General features: G+C 61.2%; 16 protein-coding genes. 3 read left to right on the top strand and 13 right to left on the bottom strand.

Annotated elements, in window-relative coordinates; translation table 11 throughout:
* Positions 1–4: 4 nt before the first annotated feature.
* The 9 genes from GDV60_RS07140 to pcaR all read right to left on the bottom strand — a co-directional run bounded on the left by GDV60_RS07140 (position 5) and on the right by pcaR (position 9,658).
* Positions 5–1,369: a 3-carboxy-cis,cis-muconate cycloisomerase gene (locus GDV60_RS07140; RefSeq protein WP_159906711.1), complete on the bottom strand. Its 1,365-nt coding sequence runs from the start codon at positions 1,367–1,369 to the stop codon at positions 5–7.
* 10 nt (positions 1,370–1,379) lie between these two features.
* Positions 1,380–2,675, bottom strand: coding sequence for an MFS family transporter (locus tag GDV60_RS07135; RefSeq protein WP_029297066.1), 1,296 nt, complete (start codon positions 2,673–2,675; stop codon positions 1,380–1,382).
* A gap of 183 nt (positions 2,676–2,858) precedes the next feature.
* The gene (gene pcaG / locus GDV60_RS07130) at positions 2,859–3,425 is read right to left on the bottom strand and encodes a protocatechuate 3,4-dioxygenase subunit alpha (protein ID WP_159906709.1); all 567 of its coding nucleotides are present in this window, start codon (positions 3,423–3,425) and stop codon (positions 2,859–2,861) included.
* Between the two features lies 1 nt (position 3,426).
* The gene (gene pcaH / locus GDV60_RS07125; protein WP_070995774.1) at positions 3,427–4,131 is read right to left on the bottom strand and encodes a protocatechuate 3,4-dioxygenase subunit beta; all 705 of its coding nucleotides are present in this window, start codon (positions 4,129–4,131) and stop codon (positions 3,427–3,429) included.
* 28 nt (positions 4,132–4,159) lie between these two features.
* Positions 4,160–5,365 carry a 3-oxoadipyl-CoA thiolase gene (gene pcaF, locus GDV60_RS07120; RefSeq protein ID WP_178121336.1) on the bottom strand — a complete coding sequence of 402 codons (1,206 nt, stop codon included), beginning with the start codon at positions 5,363–5,365 and terminating at the stop codon, positions 4,160–4,162.
* Positions 5,362–6,141, bottom strand: coding sequence for a CoA-transferase subunit beta (locus GDV60_RS07115; protein WP_029297074.1), 780 nt, complete (start codon positions 6,139–6,141; stop codon positions 5,362–5,364). The genes pcaF and GDV60_RS07115 overlap by 4 nt, the downstream gene beginning before the upstream one ends.
* Positions 6,141–6,998, bottom strand: a complete 858-nt coding sequence (locus GDV60_RS07110; protein WP_029297076.1) for a CoA transferase subunit A — start codon at positions 6,996–6,998, stop codon at positions 6,141–6,143. The genes GDV60_RS07115 and GDV60_RS07110 overlap by 1 nt, the downstream gene beginning before the upstream one ends.
* 296 nt (positions 6,999–7,294) lie before the next feature.
* Positions 7,295–8,641 (bottom strand): MFS transporter, encoded by a 1,347-nt coding sequence (locus tag GDV60_RS07105; protein ID WP_029297078.1) that lies wholly within the window; start codon positions 8,639–8,641, stop codon positions 7,295–7,297.
* A gap of 174 nt (positions 8,642–8,815) precedes the next feature.
* A complete protein-coding gene (gene pcaR / locus GDV60_RS07100) occupies positions 8,816–9,658 on the bottom strand; it encodes a pca regulon transcriptional regulator PcaR (RefSeq protein WP_029297080.1) in 843 nt (280 codons plus the stop codon).
* A gap of 536 nt (positions 9,659–10,194) precedes the next feature.
* Here pcaR and GDV60_RS07095 point away from each other — a divergent pair.
* Together GDV60_RS07095 and GDV60_RS07090 are read left to right on the top strand one after the other, a co-directional pair.
* Positions 10,195–10,395, top strand: a complete 201-nt coding sequence (locus tag GDV60_RS07095) for a hypothetical protein (protein WP_029297082.1) — start codon at positions 10,195–10,197, stop codon at positions 10,393–10,395.
* Positions 10,396–10,725: 330 nt separating this feature from the next.
* Positions 10,726–12,201: an inorganic phosphate transporter gene (locus GDV60_RS07090; RefSeq protein ID WP_029297084.1), complete on the top strand. Its 1,476-nt coding sequence runs from the start codon at positions 10,726–10,728 to the stop codon at positions 12,199–12,201.
* 239 nt (positions 12,202–12,440) lie between these two features.
* On the opposite strand, the gene ccoM is transcribed toward GDV60_RS07090, so the two are convergent.
* From ccoM to GDV60_RS07080, 3 genes are all read right to left on the bottom strand, one after another.
* Positions 12,441–12,557 (bottom strand): cytochrome c oxidase subunit CcoM, encoded by a 117-nt coding sequence (gene ccoM / locus GDV60_RS27000; protein ID WP_029297086.1) that lies wholly within the window; start codon positions 12,555–12,557, stop codon positions 12,441–12,443.
* 143 nt (positions 12,558–12,700) lie between these two features.
* A complete protein-coding gene (locus tag GDV60_RS07085) occupies positions 12,701–12,892 on the bottom strand; it encodes a hypothetical protein (protein ID WP_154906447.1) in 192 nt (63 codons plus the stop codon).
* A 25-nt stretch (positions 12,893–12,917) separates the two neighbouring features.
* A complete protein-coding gene (locus GDV60_RS07080; RefSeq protein ID WP_029297088.1) occupies positions 12,918–13,259 on the bottom strand; it encodes a hypothetical protein in 342 nt (113 codons plus the stop codon).
* 218 nt (positions 13,260–13,477) lie between these two features.
* On the opposite strand from GDV60_RS07080, the gene rapA reads away from it, so the two are divergent.
* The gene (rapA, locus tag GDV60_RS07075) at positions 13,478–16,324 is read left to right on the top strand and encodes an RNA polymerase-associated protein RapA (protein WP_092234105.1); all 2,847 of its coding nucleotides are present in this window, start codon (positions 13,478–13,480) and stop codon (positions 16,322–16,324) included.
* A gap of 168 nt (positions 16,325–16,492) precedes the next feature.
* Here the strand turns inward: rapA and GDV60_RS07070 are convergent, their stop codons facing one another.
* Positions 16,493–17,839 (bottom strand): MFS transporter, encoded by a 1,347-nt coding sequence (locus GDV60_RS07070; RefSeq protein ID WP_159906705.1) that lies wholly within the window; start codon positions 17,837–17,839, stop codon positions 16,493–16,495.
* Positions 17,840–18,065: the final 226 nt, after the last annotated feature.

The following is an 18,065-nucleotide window of genomic DNA, read 5'->3' as shown; positions in this document are numbered from 1 at the left end:
CTCCTCAGGCAGAAAATGCAAAGTGTTCGGCCACGGCGCGGCTGACCCAGGTCTGTGCCTGGCCCAGGTAATGCGCCGGGTCCAGCAGGCGATCCAACTCCAGCGCCGACAGCTCTGCGGTGACTTGCGGCTCATCGGCCAACACCGCGCGCAAATGGCGCTGCTCGGCGACGGCGCGTTTGCAGCACTGCTCCAGTAAGTGATGGGCGGTTTCACGTCCCAGGCGCTGGGCGAGCACGATACTGACGGCTTCGGCCAGCACCAGCCCCTGGGTCAGGTCGAGATTTTTGCCCATGCGTTGCGCGTCGACTTCCAGGCCTTCGCTCACCAGCAGCGCCTGATGCAAGGCGCCGGACACCAGGCGGCAGATTTCCGGCAAGGTCTCCCACTCGGCATGCCACAGGCCCAGGCTGCGTTCGTGTTCCTGGGGCATGGCGCTGAACATCGTCGATACCAGGCCAGGCACACGGGTGGCCGCACTGATCAGTACAGCGGCGCCCACCGGGTTGCGTTTGTGCGGCATGGTCGAGGAACCGCCCTTGCCCGGTGCCGACGGCTCGAACACTTCCGCCGCTTCGGTCTGCATCAACAGGCTGATATCCCGACCGAGCTTGCCGAGGCTGCCGGCGATCAGGCCAAGGACGCTGGCAAACTCCACCAGCCGATCACGCTGGGTGTGCCAGGGTTGTTCTGGCAGCGTCAGTTGCAACTCCGCCGCCAGGGCTTGCGCCACCGGCATCGCCTGTTCGCCCAACGCCGCCAAGGTACCGGACGCCCCGCCGAATTGCAGGACCAGCAGGCGTGGTTTCAACTCCAGCAGCCGTTGACGACTGCGCGTCACCGCCCCCAGCCAACCGGCGACTTTCATCCCCAGGGTGACCGGCGTGGCGTGCTGTAACCAGGTGCGCCCGGCTAATGGCACGTCGGCATAGCGCTGCGCCTGGGCGGCGAGCACCGCGCCCAGCCGGGCCAGGTCTGCCTCGATCAGCACCAGCGCCTGGCGCAGTTGCAACACCAGGCCGGTGTCCATCACATCCTGGCTGGTGGCGCCCAGATGCACATAGCGCTCGGCGCCGGCGTCTTCACTGGCAATCAACTTGCCCAGGGCCTTGACCAACGGAATCGCCGAATTGCCCGCCGTGGCAATCGCTACGCCGAGGGCATCCACGTCGTACAACGAGGCCAGGCAGGCCTGGGCAATCGGCGCCACGGCGGCCGGCGGGATCAACCCGACCTGGGCCTGCGCCCGGGCCAATCCGGCTTCAAAATCCAGCATGCCCTGCAAGCGTCCCTGGTCACAGAACACCTTGGCCATGCTATCGGCGGTGAAGTAAGCGTCGAACAATTGGTTGCTCGTGCGCAGTGTCATAACTCATCCCTTACAGATCGTGGTGCAAGTACTCAGCCTGTTTCGGCAGGCGCAGGCTGAACAGGAACGCAATGGCCATCATGCCGGTCACGTACCAGTAGAAGGTGTTTTCCAGGCCAATGGACTTCAGGCCCAGGGCCACGTATTCCGCCGAACCACCGAAGATCGCATTGGCCACCGCATAGGCCAGGCCTACACCAAGGGCGCGTACTTGTGGCGGGAACATTTCCGCTTTTACCAGACCACTGATGGAGGTGTAGAAACTCACAATCGCCAGCGCCAGGGTAATCAGCACAAAGGCCAGGAACGGGCTGGTCACGGTTTTCAGGGTCAGCAGGATCGGCACCGTGCACAGGGTGCCGAGGGCGCCGAACCAGAGCATCGAGTTACGGCGGCCGATCTTGTCCGAGAGCATGCCGAACAGCGGCTGCATGCACATGTAGAGGAACAGCGCACCGGTCATGATGTAGCTGGCGGTCTTGGCGTGCATGCCGGCGGTGTTCACCAGGTACTTCTGCATGTAGGTGGTGAAGGTGTAGAAAATCAGCGAGCCGCCAGCGGTGTAGCCGAGCACGGTGATAAACGCGGCCTTGTGATCACGGAACAGCGCGGCAATGCTGCCGGCGTCCTTGTTGTCACGCATTTCCTTGCTGGTGGTTTCTTTCAGGGAGCGGCGCAGCAACAGCGAAATCACCGCCGCCACCGCACCGATCACAAACGGAATGCGCCAGCCCCAGGCCCGCAGTTCGTCTTCGGTGAGCAGTTGTTGCAGGATCACCACCACCGACACCGCCAGCAGTTGCCCGCCGATCAATGTCACGTATTGGAACGACGCGAAGAAGCCGCGCTGGCCCTTGAGTGCAACTTCACTCATGTAGGTTGCCGTGGTGCCGTACTCGCCGCCCACCGACAGGCCCTGGAACAAGCGCGCCATCAACAGCAGCGCCGGCGCCCAGGCGCCGATGTCTTTGTAGGTGGGCAGGAAAGCGATGACCAGCGAGCCGGCACACATCATCAGCACCGAGATCATCATGGAGTTCTTGCGCCCGTGCTTGTCGGCGACCCGGCCAAACAGCCAGCCACCGATGGGGCGCATCAGAAAGCCTGCGGCGAACACGCCCGCGGTGTTGAGCAGTTGCACCGTGGGGTCGTCGGAGGGGAAAAACGCCGGGGCAAAATAGATGGCGCAGAAGGCGTACACGTAGAAGTCGAACCATTCGACCAGGTTGCCGGAAGAGGCCCCGACAATCGCAAAAATCCTTTTGCTGCGTTCTTCTCCGGTGTAGTGACTGGTATTCGTTGTCATGTTGTTTTCACTCGAGGGGAACGGGTTAGAGTCTAGACATACTTTGCAACAACCTCGTTCCGCAAGCAGACCTTTGGATTGTGGGCGCCTGTACCGACCTCATCGCAGGCAAGCCAGCTCCCACAGGTGATCGCATTCCAATGTGGGAGCGGGCTTGCCCGCGATGGGGCCCTTTCAGACTACTCAGTAATCGAAAAACACCGTTTCTTCATCTGTCCCTTGAAGAATCACATTCCACTGATACACCCCCGACGCATCCGCTTTGGCAACCAATGTATGCCGCCGCTCTGCCGGCACACACGCCAGCAACGGGTCATCGCCATTGGCCGCCTCGCCCTCGAAATAAATCCGCGTCAGCAAGTGCTTCACCAAACCACGGGCAAACACCAACACCACCAAATGCGGCGCCTGGGTTGTGCCCTTGAGGCCCGGCACGCTGCCGGGCTTGATGGTGCTAAAACGGAAACGCCCTTCACCATCCACCGGCACTCGGCCAAACCCTTCGAAGTTAGGGTCCAGGGCTTTGTCCTGGTCATCCTCGGGGTGGTCATATTTGCCGGCGGCGTTGGCCTGCCAGACTTCCAGCATGGCGTCGTTGACCACATCGCCATTGCCATCCACCACTTGCCCGGTGATCGCCACGCGCTCGCCGAGGGTACCGGCGTTGGCCAGGTCTTCGCGGTTCAGCCAGGTCAGGCCGATGTGATAGTACGGCCCGACGGTGTGGGACGTGGTTGCGTTAAGGGTCATGTCATTTCTCCATCGGCGTGGCGTCACGGCCGCGCAGGACGATGTCCCAGCGGTAGCCGAGGGCGTAGTGCGGCACGGTCTTTTCCAGATCGAAACTGGCGATCAGGCGTTCCTTGGCCGAAGTGTCGGGCACGCAGTTGTAGATCGGGTCATAGGCCAGCAGCGGGTCGCCAGGGAAGTACATCTGGGTCACCAAACGCGTCAGCACGCTGGGGCCGAACAGCGAGAAGTGAATGTGCGCCGGGCGCCAGGCGTTGTGATGATTGCCCCACGGATAAGCGCCAGGCTTGATGGTCTGGAACTGGTACCAGCCATCGGCGTCGGTAACGGTGCGACCGGTGCCGGTGAAGTTCGGATCCAGGGGCGCATCGTGCAAGTCGCGCTTGTGGTTGTAGCGACCGGCAGCGTTGGCCTGCCAGATCTCGACCAGGATGCCCGGCACAGGCAGGCCGTTTTCATCCAGGACCCGACCGTGAATGATGATGCGCTCGCCTTGGGGTTCGCCATCGTGCTGGGCAGTCAGGTCATTGTCGTGCTCGGCAATGCGTTCGGCGCCGATGGTCGGGCCGGTGATTTCCGATAGCGAATGGGGCAGAAACACCAACGGCTTGGACGGCGAACGCAGGTTCGTCGACTGGTACGCCGGGTGCAGGTAATCAGGCTGAGTACCCGCTTGCGGGCGCCGGTATCCGGGCTTGTCACTCATGGAGTCATCCTCTTTATTCTTGTCAGTCTCAAACGCGTTCAATCGCCAGGGCCAGGCCTTGGCCGACGCCAACACACATGGTCGCCAGGCCTTTGCTGCCGCCGGTTTTTTCCAGTTGATGCAGCGCGGTCAACACCAGGCGCGCACCGCTCATGCCCAGCGGATGGCCCAAGGCAATTGCGCCACCGTTGGGATTGACCTGGGTTGCGTCGTCCGCCAGGCCCAACTCGCGCAGCACCGCCAGGCCTTGGCTGGCGAAGGCTTCGTTGAGTTCGATCACATCAAAGTCGCTGACGGCCAGGCCCAGGCGCTCAACCAGTTTGCGCACCGCAGGCACCGGGCCGATGCCCATCACACGGGGTTCGACCCCGGCGCTAGCCATGCCCAACACACGGGCGCGGGCAGTCAGGCCGTGCTTTTTCACGGCTTCGGCGCTGGCCAGGATCAAGGCGGCAGCGCCATCGTTGACCCCGGAGGCGTTGCCGGCGGTGACGGTCTTGCCCGGACCATTCACGGGCTTGAGCTTGGCCAGGGCCTCGAGGCTGGAGTCGGCGCGTGGATGCTCGTCGTGCTCCACCAGGGTCTCGCCTTTTTTGTGGGCGACCCGCACCGGCACGATTTCTTCAGCGAAGAACCCGGCAGCCTGGGCAGCGGCCGTGCGTTGCTGGCTGCGCAAGGCGAAGGCGTCCTGGTCGGCGCGCGAGACTTTATAGTCATCCGCCACGTTGTCAGCGGTCTGCGGCATGGCATCGACGCCGTACTGGGCCTTCATCAACGGGTTGATAAAACGCCAGCCGATGGTGGTGTCTTCCAGCTTCATGTTGCGCGAGAACGCGGCATCGGCCTTGCCCATCACGAACGGCGCACGGGACATCGACTCGACGCCACCGGCAATCGCCAGCTCCATTTCGCCACTGGCGATGGCGCGGAACGCGGTGCCGATGGCGTCCATGCCCGAGGCACACAAACGGTTGAGGGTCACGCCAGGGATGCTCGATGGCAAGCCGGCCAACAGCGAAGCCATGCGGGCCACGTTGCGGTTGTCTTCGCCAGCCTGGTTGGCGCAGCCGAGGAACACTTCGTCGACCGCGGTCCAGTCCACCGACGGGTTGCGCGCCATCAGTGCCTTGATCGGCAAGGCCGCCAGGTCATCGGCGCGCACCGTGGACAGGCCACCGCCGAAGCGGCCGATGGGGGTGCGGATCGCATCACAGATAAACACGTCGCGCATCAGGCTTCTCCTGGGGTTTGGCCATGGGCGGCGGCGGTACGGGCTTCAAGGTCGCGCAAGGCGTTCAGTTCGATGTCGGTGGGCTCGGCGCTGGTGCCGAGTTGATCGGCAAAGCGCACCGCCCAGCCGGTGGCGGCGATCACTTGCTCGCGGGTCACGCCTGGGTGCAAAGCCGTGACCACAAATTCGTGGGTGCCCTCTTCCGGTTCCATGATGCACAGGTCGGTAATAATCCCTACCGGGCCTGCGCCTGGCAGGCCGAGGCGCTTGCGCGAATCGCCGCCTTCGCCATGGCCGACCGAGGTAATAAAGTCCAGTTTGTCGACAAACGAACGGGACGACTGCTTGAGGATGATCAGCACGCTCTTGGCGGAACCGGCGATTTCCGGCGCGCCACCGGCGCCCGGCAGGCGCACCTTGGGCTGATGATAGTCACCGACCACGGTGGTGTTGATATTGCCGAAACGGTCGACCTGGGCCGCGCCTAGAAAGCCGACGTCAATGCGCCCGCCTTGCAGCCAGTAGCGAAAAATCTCACCGGTGGGGACTACGGTATCGGCGGTTTCCGCCAGTTCGCCGTCACCAATGGACAGCGGCAGTACCGAGGGTTTGGCGCCAATCGGGCCGGACTCGTAGATCAACACCACATCCGGCGAAGACGTCAGGCGCGCCAGGTTGGCGGCCTTGGATGGCAGGCCAATACCGACGAAGCATACCGAGCCGTTTTTAAGGCGACGCGCAGCGGCGACGGTCATCATTTCATTGGTCGAGTAAGTCATTACTTGGCCTCCTGGGCGGCAGCCAGCTTGGCCTGGAATTGACTGAAGTCGGCGGTGCCATGGATGTATTCATCGATCCAGGCGGTAAACGTCCCACGATCCCGAGCGATGGGGTCCCAGGCTTGATAGAAGCGATTGTCGCGCTCGGTGTAACCGTGGGCGTAGGACGGATGCGCGCCACCCGGCACATGGCACACGGCGGTCAGGGCCCAGGTCGGCAGCACGCAGGCGTTCATCGGCGCGTTGAGGTCATCGACGATCTCTTCGACAGTGACGATGCAACGCTTGGCCGCCAATGCCGCCTCTTTCTGCACCCCAAGGATCCCCCACAACAGCACGTTGCCCTTGCGATCGGCCTTTTGCGCATGGATCACGGTGATGTCCGGGCGCACCGACGGCACCGCCGCCAGCACTTCGCCAGTGAAGGGGCAGGTCACGGTCTTGATCAACGGGTTGACCTTGGGCAGGTCGGAACCGGCATACGCCCGCAACACTGCGAACGGCAAGCCGGAAGCGCCGGCCACGTAGGCGTTGGCCAGGTCCGCATGGCTGTGTTCTTCGATCTCCAACGGTTGCGGCCATTGCTTCTCGACCGCGTCCCGCAGGCGATGCAGGGAACCCACGCCAGGGTTGCCGCCCCACGAGAAAATCAACTTGCGCGCACAGCCGGCACCGATCAGTTGGTCGTAGATCAGGTCGGGCGTCATGCGTACCAGCGTCAGGTCTTTCTTGCCCTGACGAATGATTTCATGACCTGCCGCTGTAGGGATCAGGTGGGTAAAGCCTTCGAGCGCGACGGTATCACCGTCATTGACGAACTGCTTTACCGCATCAGCCAGCGAAAGGATTTCAGCCATGGGGTTGGGCTCCCGATGTAGGTCGAAAAAGGCGCTGGAGGCAGCGCCGAAGTGCTTGAAGAGTAAGCCGGGGTCTAGAGCCAAACAATCCGATAATCGACTATCCGTTCGATAATCGAACGGATTGTTGCTTGGCTAACATTCCGCCAAACACCCCTGAATTCAATGTGAGCACCGTCCATGTGGGAGCGGGCTTGCTCGGGAAGGCGGCGTGTCAGTCAATACATTTTGTCCTGAGCCACCGCCTTCGCGAGCAAGCCCGCTCCCACACTTTTGAAGCGTGCCGGCCTTAAGTCTCAGGTGGCATCCGCATGACTAACCAGGCCTTTGATCAACACCGCAGTGGTGGCCAATGCAGCCGGAATCACCAACGCCGTCAGCACCTGCTCGAAGTTCCAGCCCAACCCCAGCAAGGTGGCGCCCATCCATGCGCCGAGGATCGCGCCAAAACGTCCAATCCCCAGCATCCACGAGACACCCGTGGCGCGCCCCTGGGTCGGGTAGAACCGCGCGGCCAGCGAAGGCATGGCCGATTGCGCACCGTTGACACACATCCCGGCGATCAACACCAGGGTGGCCAAAAGGGTGATATTGCCCAGGCTTTGGCCCACGGCGTAGGCAAACACCCCAGCCAGCAGGTAGAAAGTACCGATGACCTTGTGCGGATTGAACCGGTCCATGGCCCAGCCCACGCCCACGGCGCTGAGCACGCCACCAAACTGGAACAACGCGCCGATGAATGCCGCCTGTTCCATGCTGGCGCCGCTGTCACGCATCAGGGTCGGCAACCAACTGGTCAGCAGGTACACAATCACCAGGCCCATGAAGTACGTGAGCCACAGCAACAAGGTGCCGGTGCTGTAAGTGCCGGAGAAGATCACCGCGAACACATTGCGCGCCTTGACGGTTTTCTGTTCCGGGACACTGAAGCTGGCGGCCTGGGCGACGGTGGCCGGGTCGATGGGTGCCAGGGCCTTGCGCACTTTGTCGGTGCCGCGATTGCGCACCACAAGGTAGCGCGCCGACTCCGGCAGCCACAGCAGCAGCACCCCCACCAGGATCAGGGGCAGGATGCCGCCGATCAGCAGCAAGCTGTGCCAGCCGAACAGCGGTATGAGCTTGGCCGAGATAAACCCGCCACCGGCCATGCCCAGGTTGAAACCACAGAACATGCTGGTCACCAACAACGACTTGTGGCGCTCCGGGGTGTATTCAGACAGCAATGTCGTGGCGTTCGGCATTCCGGCGCCCAGGCCCAGGCCGGTCAGGAACCGCAACACCAGTAGCTGATCAACGTTGGTGCTGTAGGCCGAGGCCAGGCTGAAGGCGCCGAACACCAGCACGGCCCCCACCAGCACCACCTTGCGCCCGAACCGGTCGGCCAAGGGCCCCGAGCCCAAGGCGCCAAACACCATGCCGATCAACGCCGCACTCATCACCGGGCCGAGGCTGGCGCGGTCGATCCCCCAATCCTGGGACAGCGCCGGCGCAATGAAGCCCATGGCCGCAGTATCCAGGCCATCGAGAAAGACAATCAGGAAACACAGGATCACCACCCGCCATTGATAGCGGGACAAAGGTTGCGCGTTGATAAAGGACTGCACGTCCAGACATGTACCAACAGAAGGCGAAGGCTGATTCATTGTTTTTATTTCCACACCGATGGCGGGCGGACGACGGTGAGTCGTCATTATTATTGGAGCGAAATCAGACCTGCGGCGTACGCCGTCGCGGTCAATCACGCTGCCGCGACATTAATAAGCCAGGGGAAACACCGTCAATTCATCAAACCGGGATCTGTGCGGTCACCGAACAGCTTAAGCAAACAACTGGGCACTCAGCTCCTGGCTGGCGCTAAGCATGCTCGGCAGGAAGCGTTGCTCCAGCTCGCTACGGCTGACCCGGCCGGCGTGGGTGCTGACGTTCAGCGCAGCCAGCACCTGGCCAGACGCGTCATACACCGGCACGGCAATGGAGCGCAGGCCCTGCTCCAGTTCCTGGTCAACGATGCACCAACCCTGTTGCCGCACTTGTTGCAGGCATTCCAGCAACGCTTCGGGCGTGGTCAGGGTGCGGCTGGTCTTGGTTTGCAGGTCGGCATGATCGAGGTAGTCCTGCAGCGACGCATCATCCAGGGCGGCCAGCAAGATCCGCCCCATGGACGTGCAATAGGCCGGCAGCCGGCCACCGACCGACAGATCCACCGAGATCAGGCGCTGGGTCGTGGCGGAGCGGGCGATATAGAGGATGTCGTCACCTTCCAGGGTCGCCATGTTGCAGGCTTCGTGAAGCTGCTCGCTCATGCGGTCCAGGTAGGGCTGGGCAGAAACCGCCAGGGGTGTGGACGACAGGTAGGCATGCCCCAGGGTCAGGACCTTGGGCAACAGCGAGTAGGTGCGCCCGTCGGTAGTGGCGTAGCCGAGTTTGATCAAGGTATGCAGGCAACGCCTGACGGCAGCGCGGGGGATTTCTGTGCGATGGCTGATCTGCGCGATGGTCAGGTGGCGCTTGCGCTCCTGGAACGCCTGCACCACGGCCAGCCCGCGTGCCAGGGAGGTCATGAAATCCGGGTCGCCGGTAAACGCCTGGATGCGTTTGGCCGGTGACGCAACGATCGGCGGCGCCACTGAGGCAAAGGAGTTGCGCAATTGATCGTTCATTTCAGGTCCTTTCTCTTATTTTCAAGCGCCATTACAAGCCGCCGCGCGGCAGATGTACAAGGCAGGGGCGCCAAGATTGGGCGATTATCGGACGATCATTCGATAATCGCAATTTGTTGGCTACCTGGATCAGGCGCAGCAGTGTTGACTTAATTAATGCCAATTTTACTTTCAACTGTCACATGCCGGTTATTAAGCAAGTGGCGCCAACTTCTCGACACTATTGAACTACCCTCTCACCAGGCCAAGTTGACGCTTTTTAACTTGTTGACGATAGTCTTATTCAAATGCGCCGCTATAATGCACTCTGCGACAATGTGAAGTGGGCCTGCCGCGCGATCTTGATCCCGCTGAACCCAGCCCTTGCCTTATCCAGGCCTTGGCCGCATGTACCCAGCCTGAAAAAGAAAACTGTTGCTACGACAGTTGTACTTCCCCGGTGCCGTGGCCGCGCGCAATTCGGAAGTGGTGAGTCGTATGCCTCTTCCTGATATCGCGCTTCACCGGAATCAAACTCAACTCAATTAGGTAGCAATGTGACGAAAGACGAACTGCGCGCGGAACTTGAGCGCCAGGAGCAACGTTACAAGGATGTTTACGGCGGGGAAGTCACCACCTACGCCGCCCAACCGGAGCCGGAACGCAAACCATGGCGCAAACGAGCCAGCCTGCTCGACCAGGCGTTTGCCCAGGAAATCCAAAAGATCGAAAAGGACCTCAAGGCCGAAGAGCCATAAGCTCTGCTGGACTGAGCCCACTGGCCAGTCACCGCCCTGCCAGCACCTTCTGGCAGGGGCGCCTTGGGTATGCCCTCCAATCGTCAGTTTCGGCGCCATTACGAAATTTCATACAGCCGTTTCAGCCGCCTTACCTTAATTGTCGCACCCCGCTCAACCCCCTCTATTCTTTACAAATCAATGAGTTGCCAAACCAGCGGAATATCTGGTAGCCGCACCCCTCCTCCAAACTAATTCGTTGAAGAATGTTACCGGCGAGCAGCTAGTGCATCGATTACTGAGGTTTTCTGGCATAATCGCGCCCCCTTACGACCGGGTCATAAAACCTTCATGATCGATTTATTCAGCGGACTGGATGCCTGGGTTCTTGTGAGCCTGTTGCTCGCCCTCGCCTTTGTCCTCGCCTTCGAGTTCATCAATGGCTTTCATGACACCGCTAACGCGGTGGCCACAGTCATCTATACCAAAGCGATGCCGCCGCACCTGGCCGTATTCTTTTCCGGGGTGTTCAACTTCCTCGGCGTGTTGCTCGGCGGGGTAGGCGTTGCCTATGCCATCGTGCACTTGCTGCCGGTGGAGTTGCTGATCAATGTGAACACCGGACATGGCCTGGCCATGGTGTTCTCATTGTTGGCCGCCGCCATCACATGGAATCTCGGCACCTGGTATTTCGGGATCCCGGCATCCAGCTCCCACACGCTGATCGGTTCGATCCTCGGTGTCGGCCTGGCCAATGCCCTGATCAACGATATTCCGCTGGCGGACGGGGTTAACTGGCAGAAGGCTATTGATATCGGCGCCTCGCTGGTGTTCTCGCCCATGGCCGGCTTCCTGGTCGCAGCCCTGGTGTTGATTGGTCTTAAATGGTGGCGTCCGCTGTCCAAGATGCACAAGACACCGGACCAGCGCCGCAAGCTCGACGACAAGAAACACCCGCCGTTCTGGAACCGCCTGGTACTGGTGATTTCGGCGATGGCCGTGAGTTTCGTGCATGGTTCCAACGACGGTCAGAAAGGTATCGGCCTGATCATGCTGGTGCTGATTGGTATCGTGCCCGCGCAGTTCGTACTCGATCTGGGCAGCACCACTTACCAGATCGAGCGAACCCGCGACGCCACCCTGCACCTCAACCAGTTCTATCAGCGCAACCACGAAACCCTCGGCGAATTCCTTGCCCTGGGCAAAAGTGTCAGAGACGACCTGCCAGGCAAGTTCCGTTGCAATCCGCAACAGACCGAACCCACCATCAACGCCCTCCTCGGCACATTGAAGGGTGTCTCTGACTACCACTCGTTGACCTCCGACCAGCGCATTGAAGTCCGTCGCTACTTGCTGTGCCTGGACGATACCGCGAAGAAAGTCGGCAAGCTGCCAGGCCTTGATTCCCGCGAGAAGTCGGACCTGGAAAAACTGCGTAAAGACCTGACCGCTACCACCGAATACGCCCCGTTCTGGGTGATCCTCGCCGTGGCCCTGGCCCTTGGCCTGGGCACCATGGTGGGCTGGAAGCGTGTGGTACTGACCATCGGTGAGAAGATCGGCAAGCAGGGCATGACCTATGCCCAGGGCATGTCGGCGCAGATCACCACCGCCACCATGATTGGCTTTGCCAACATCTTCGCCCTGCCGGTCTCCACCACCCACGTGCTGTCTTCGGGCGTGGCCGGGACCATGGTCGCGAACAAGAGCGGCCTGCAAGGCGGCACCGTGAAGACCATCCTGATGGCCTGGGTGCTGACCCTTCCGGCCACGGTGAGCCTGTCGGCCGGGTTGTTCTGGCTGGCATCCAAGGCGCTGGGCAGTTAACAGCCCGCGCAACTGAAAAAGGCGTGACCCTCGCGGGTCACGCCTTTTTTTGTCCTTGCAGGAGCCGGCTTGCCGGCGAAAAACTGGAGAGCAGCACGGGGCACCAGGCCCACCGCGTTATCGTTGGTGATTTTCGCCGGCAAGCCGGCTCCTACAAGAACTGCGTCAAAATCCGGGCAAAAAAAAGGGCGACCGAAGTCGCCCAAAATGCCTTGCGTGCTCATGTAACCCGGAAAAACCTATGGTTTTTTACGCTTATTCGCGTCTTTCCAGATAAAAAAACCAAACCCTACAAAAAACAGCACCATGAGGCCGACAGTCAGCACCCCGGCGAAAACCACATTATCGAAAAACATGACCGGCCTCCTGCTCTTGCCCTGTTGCGATGGGGCTAAGTTAACCAAGAAGCCGGGGGGATAAATTGACGGGGATCAATGTCGCCCGCAACGGGGCGTAAAGAAGGGAAATAACTGACCTGAATCAACAGATTCAGAGCATTTCAGCGTTTTTTCGGTTTGTTTTTCGACTTTTTCTTCGTCTTGCCCAACGGCATGGCCTGCTCGAATGCCTGGCGCACGTCATTCAGGCGCTTGTCGTTGAGGTCATGTACCCGTTTGGCCCGTTCGGCATTCAGGTCGATCAGCTTGTCGTCACTCATGGCATGGCTTACGTGGTGGCTGGAGTGACTCAATAATGCGTCCTGGCCCGCCCGGGGGTCAAACCTCGACATCCACCCACAAACCCTGGCGGGGCGCGTCTTCGATCAGCGGCGCGACTGGCACGGTGTTATCAGCATTGAGCTCATCACCAGGAATGGCCAGGTGCTGCTCGGGATCCTCGTCGGCTTCGCGCCGGCGTTTCTGCTGTTCCTGTTGGCGTCGTTGCTCTTCGCGCAGCATCAGCGTCGATTGTTCGGCGTCGCGGTGCTTGAGGTCGATGGTGCTTTCGTTGGAACTCGGCTGCGCGGGGACCACCGGTGGAATATCGGGCTTTGGGCGCACGGGGTCGAGTTGCGACGTGACCGGCACAACACTCAAGGGCAAGATCGGTGGCAGCATAATTATTAGTCTCCTGTCAGCAGGCTGTCGGCTGGCGCACCAGCGACTTGAGCCCAGGCTCGCCAACTTGTGACCCAGTCGTCAGTCACCCGTGCCCTGCCACCCGTCGAATCGCCCTCTTTCATCCCTGCAAGCGGAGTAGTTTTTGTCAGAGTCCTTTGGCTGGGGCCCTTGTTCCGTTAGAATAGTCGGCTTTTTCACGGCGGGAGTCAGGCAGCATGGCGCAGCAGTATCAACCGGGGCAACGCTGGATTAGTGACAGCGAAGCAGAGCTGGGGTTAGGCACCGTTCTGGCACAGGACGGCCGCTTGTTGACCGTGCTCTATCCGGCCACTGGCGACACCCGCCAGTATGCGCTACGGAATGCGCCCCTCACTCGCGTGAGGTTTTCGCCGGGTGACACCATCACCCACTTCGAAGGCTGGAAAATGACCGTGCGCGAGGTCGACGATGTCGATGGCCTGCTGGTCTACCACGGTCTCAATGGGCAGAACGAGCAGGTCACCCTACCGGAAACCCAACTGTCGAACTTCATCCAGTTCCGCCTCGCCAGCGACCGTCTGTTCGCCGGGCAGATCGACCCGCTGGCCTGGTTCTCCCTGCGCTACCACACCCTGGAACACACCAGCCGCCAATTGCAGTCCTCGCTCTGGGGCCTGGGTGGCGTACGTGCGCAGCCGATTGCACACCAATTGCACATTGCCCGTGAAGTGGCCGACCGTATCGCACCACGGGTCCTGCTGGCCGACGAAGTAGGCCTGGGCAAGACCATCGAAGCCGGCCTGGTGATCCATCGCCAGTTGCTGTCCGGCCGCGCCAATCGCGTGTTGATCCTGGTCCCGGAAAACCTGCAGCACCAATGGCTGGTAGAAATGCGCCGGCGCTTCAACCTGCAGGTTGCGCTGTTCGACGAAGAACGTTTTATCGAAAGCGATGCCAGCAACCCGTTCGAAGACACCCAGCTCGCGCTGGTGGCCCTGGAATGGCTGGTGGATGACGAGAAAGCCCAGGACGCGCTGTTCGCCGCCGGCTGGGACTTGATGGTGGTCGACGAAGCGCACCACCTGGTCTGGCATGAAGAGAAAGCCAGCGCCGAATACCAGCTGGTCGAGCAGTTGGCCGAGACCATTCCCGGCGTGCTGCTGCTGACCGCAACCCCGGAGCAACTGGGCCAGGACAGCCACTTCGCGCGTCTGCGCCTGCTGGATCCGAACCGTTTCCACGACGTCAAAGCCTTCCGCGCCGAGAGCGAGAACTATCGCCCAGTGGCCGAAGCCGTCCAGGAATTGATGGACAAGGGCCGTCTTTCACCGGCTGCGCACAAGACTATCCAAGGCTTCCTTGGCAACGAAGGTGAAGCCCTGCTGGCCGCCGTCAACGATGGCGACACCGAAGCCAGCGCACGCCTGGTGCGTGAACTGCTGGACCGCCACGGCACCGGCCGCGTGCTGTTCCGTAACACCCGCGCCGCGGTGCAAGGTTTTCCCGAGCGCAAACTGCACGCCTACCCGCTGCCGTGCCCGGACGAGTACCTGGAACTGCCGCTGGGCGAGCATGCCGAGTTGTATCCCGAAGTCAGCTTCCAGTCGCAGCCAGATATTGAAGAAGAAAACCGCTGGTGGCGCTTCGACCCGCGCGTCGAGTGGCTGATCGACCAGTTGAAGATGCTCAAGCGCACCAAGGTCCTGGTGATCTGCGCCCATGCCGAAACCGCCATGGACCTGGAAGACGCCCTGCGCGTGCGCTCCGGCATCCCGGCCACGGTATTCCACGAAGGCATGAACATCCTCGAACGGGACCGTGCCGCCGCCTACTTCGCTGATGAAGAGTTCGGCGCCCAGGTGCTGATCTGTTCGGAAATCGGCAGTGAAGGCCGCAACTTCCAGTTCGCCCACCATCTGGTGCTGTTCGATCTGCCGTCGCACCCGGACCTGCTGGAGCAACGCATCGGGCGCCTGGACCGGATCGGCCAGAAGCATGTGATCGAATTGCACGTGCCGTACCTGGAAACCAGTCCGCAAGAGCGGCTGTTCCAGTGGTACCACGAAGCGCTGAATGCCTTCCTTAATACCTGCCCGACCGGCAACGCCTTGCAGCACCAGTTCGGCCCGCGCCTGCTGCCGCTGTTGGAAAACGCCGACGACGGCGAATGGCAAGGCCTGATCGACCAAGCCCGCGCCGAGCGCGAGCGCCTGGAAGCCGAGTTGCACACCGGCCGCGACCGCCTGCTGGAACTCAACTCCGGTGGCGCAGGTGAAGGTGATGCGCTGGTCGAAGACATCCTGGAGCAAGACGATCAGTTCACTCTGCCGATCTACATGGAAACCCTGTTCGATGCATTTGGCATCGACAGCGAAGACCATTCGGAAAACGCGCTGATCCTCAAGCCCAGCGAAAAAATGCTCGACGCCAGCTTCCCCCTCGGCGACGACGAAGGCGTGACCATCACTTACGACCGCAACCAGGCGCTGTCTCGCGAAGACATGCAGTTCATCACCTGGGAGCACCCGATGGTCCAGGGCGGCATGGACCTGGTGCTGTCCGGTTCCATGGGCAACACCGCCGTGGCGCTGATCAAGAACAAGGCGCTCAAGCCGGGCACCGTGTTACTGGAACTGCTCTACGTCAGTGAGGTGGTGGCGCCGCGTTCGCTGCAACTGGGTCGCTACCTGCCGCCAGCGGCACTGCGTTGCCTGTTGGATGCCAATGGCAATGACTTGTCGGGCCGTGTGTCATTCACCACCCTGAACGACCAGTTGGAAAGCGTGCCACGGGCCAGCGCCAACAAGTTCGTGCAGGCCCAGCGTGACCAGCTGACGCCACGGATCAACGCCGGCGAAGAGAAAATCGCCCCGCGCCACGCCGAACGTGTGGCCGAGGCACAACGTCGCCTGGCAGCAGACACCGACGAAGAGCTGGCGCGCCTGACAGCCCTGCAAGCGGTCAACCCAACCGTGCGCGACAGCGAACTGGTTGCCCTGCGCCAACAACGCGAGCAAGGCCTGGCCATGCTCGACAAGGCAGCATTGCGGTTGGAAGCGATTCGGGTGTTGGTAGCGGGTTGATCCGCGCCCTGCCCTGTCAAACAAGAAGGCCCGCGCAATGCGGGCCTTTTTTATGGGGTCTTGAGGGCCTCATCGCAGGCAAGCCAGCTCCCACAGTTGACCGGTGTTCCAGTTGGCAACTCGGTTAACTGTGGGAGCTGGCTTGCCTGCGATGGCATCACCTCGATCTCAAGCAGGAACCGCCGGACCAGGCACCTCCACCACCCCCAACCCATCCTTCATCCGCTTGGCATCGCGCACAAAACACCGCGAAGCCTGGAACAGAAACAGCATGGTCAGGAACAACGCCACCGGGATCAGGTACATGGCGTCATGCAGGCCCACGGCCTTGAACGCTTCGGTCATTTGTTCGGCACCCGCCGCATACATCGCCGCATGGGCAAAGTGATCAGACAATGCGCCCACCACCACTGGCCCCATACCACCACCCAGCAGATACAGGCCGGCAAAGAACAGTGCCATGGCCGTAGCCCGCAGGCGTGGCTCCACCACGTCCTGAATCGCCGTGTACACACAGGTATAGAAGTTATAGGCAAACAGCCAGCCCACACTGAACACCGCGACAAACACCCCAATCTCGACGCGCCCCGCATGCAGGGCCCAGGCCGTGCAGACCGTGGAAATAATCAGGCTGAACGCGGCAAACAGCAGGCGGCCGTTGGGGATACGTTGGTGAATCTTGTCGGCCACCAGCCCACCCAGGGTCAGGCCGAACAAGCCCGTCACACCGACAATCACCCCGGTTGCTACCGCTGCTTCTTGCAGCGGCATGAGGAAGTAGCGTTGCAGCATCGGCACCAGGAACGAGTTGCAGGCATAGGTGGCAAAGTTGAAGCACAGCCCGGCCAGCACCAACCAAAGGAAGGTCGGGACCGCCAGCACGCGACGAATCGGCCGGTCGACTTTCTCTTGGGAAACTTGCACGGTTTCGGCGGCGCCGCGCTTGGGCTCCTTGATGTAGAACATGAAGATCGCGAGGATCAGCCCCGGGACCGCGGCAATAAAGAACGGTGCACGCCAGCTGTCGAACGCCTGGACCATCGCGCCGATGGTGAAGAACGCCAGCAACAGGCCCAAGGGCAGGCCCAGCATGAAAATCCCCATGGCCCGGGCGCGGCGGTGGGCCGGGAACAGGTCGCCGATCAACGAGTTGGCGGCCGGTGCATAACTGGCTTCGCCGATACCGATGCCCATGCGCACCAGCAGGAAGGTCCAGAAGCTGCCAACCATACCGTTGACCGCCGTCAGCGCACTCCAGCTCGCCAGGCCCCAGCCCATCAGTTTGCTACGTGAGCCGGTATCGGCCAGGCGCCCCAAAGGCAAGCCGGCAATGGCATAAACGATGGTGAACGCGGTGCCGATGATGCCGAGCTGGAAGTCACTGAGGTGCCATTCCATGCGGATCGGCTCGATGATGATCGCCGGAATCGTGCGATCAAAGAAGTTGAACAGGTTGGCCAGGAACAGCAGGAACAGAATGCGCCAGGCATTCGCCGCTTGGGTCGAGTTCTGCATGGGTCCGTCTCTTTATTGTTATAGAGGCTCGATGCCGACGCATCCTGCCCGGAACCTGCAATCTAGTCAGGCGCGGCGCGGTTGTCTGTAATGATTCGTAAAGCTGATAGGGCGTAATTTCATCCAGGGCAGCCCGATTTTCCCCGGTAAAAAAATAAGCACGCGCCCCCCTTCCCAAGCGCCTTGGCAGGAATAGAATAGCGAGCCTTCCGCAGTTCCCCCCTTA

It is taken from the genome of Pseudomonas sp. DTU12.1, from assembly GCF_009873475.1.
In the GTDB taxonomy this organism is placed as follows: domain Bacteria; phylum Pseudomonadota; class Gammaproteobacteria; order Pseudomonadales; family Pseudomonadaceae; genus Aquipseudomonas; species Aquipseudomonas proteolytica.
Note: the sequence above shows the minus strand (reverse complement) of the source record. Positions and strands in the feature narration are given on the sequence as shown.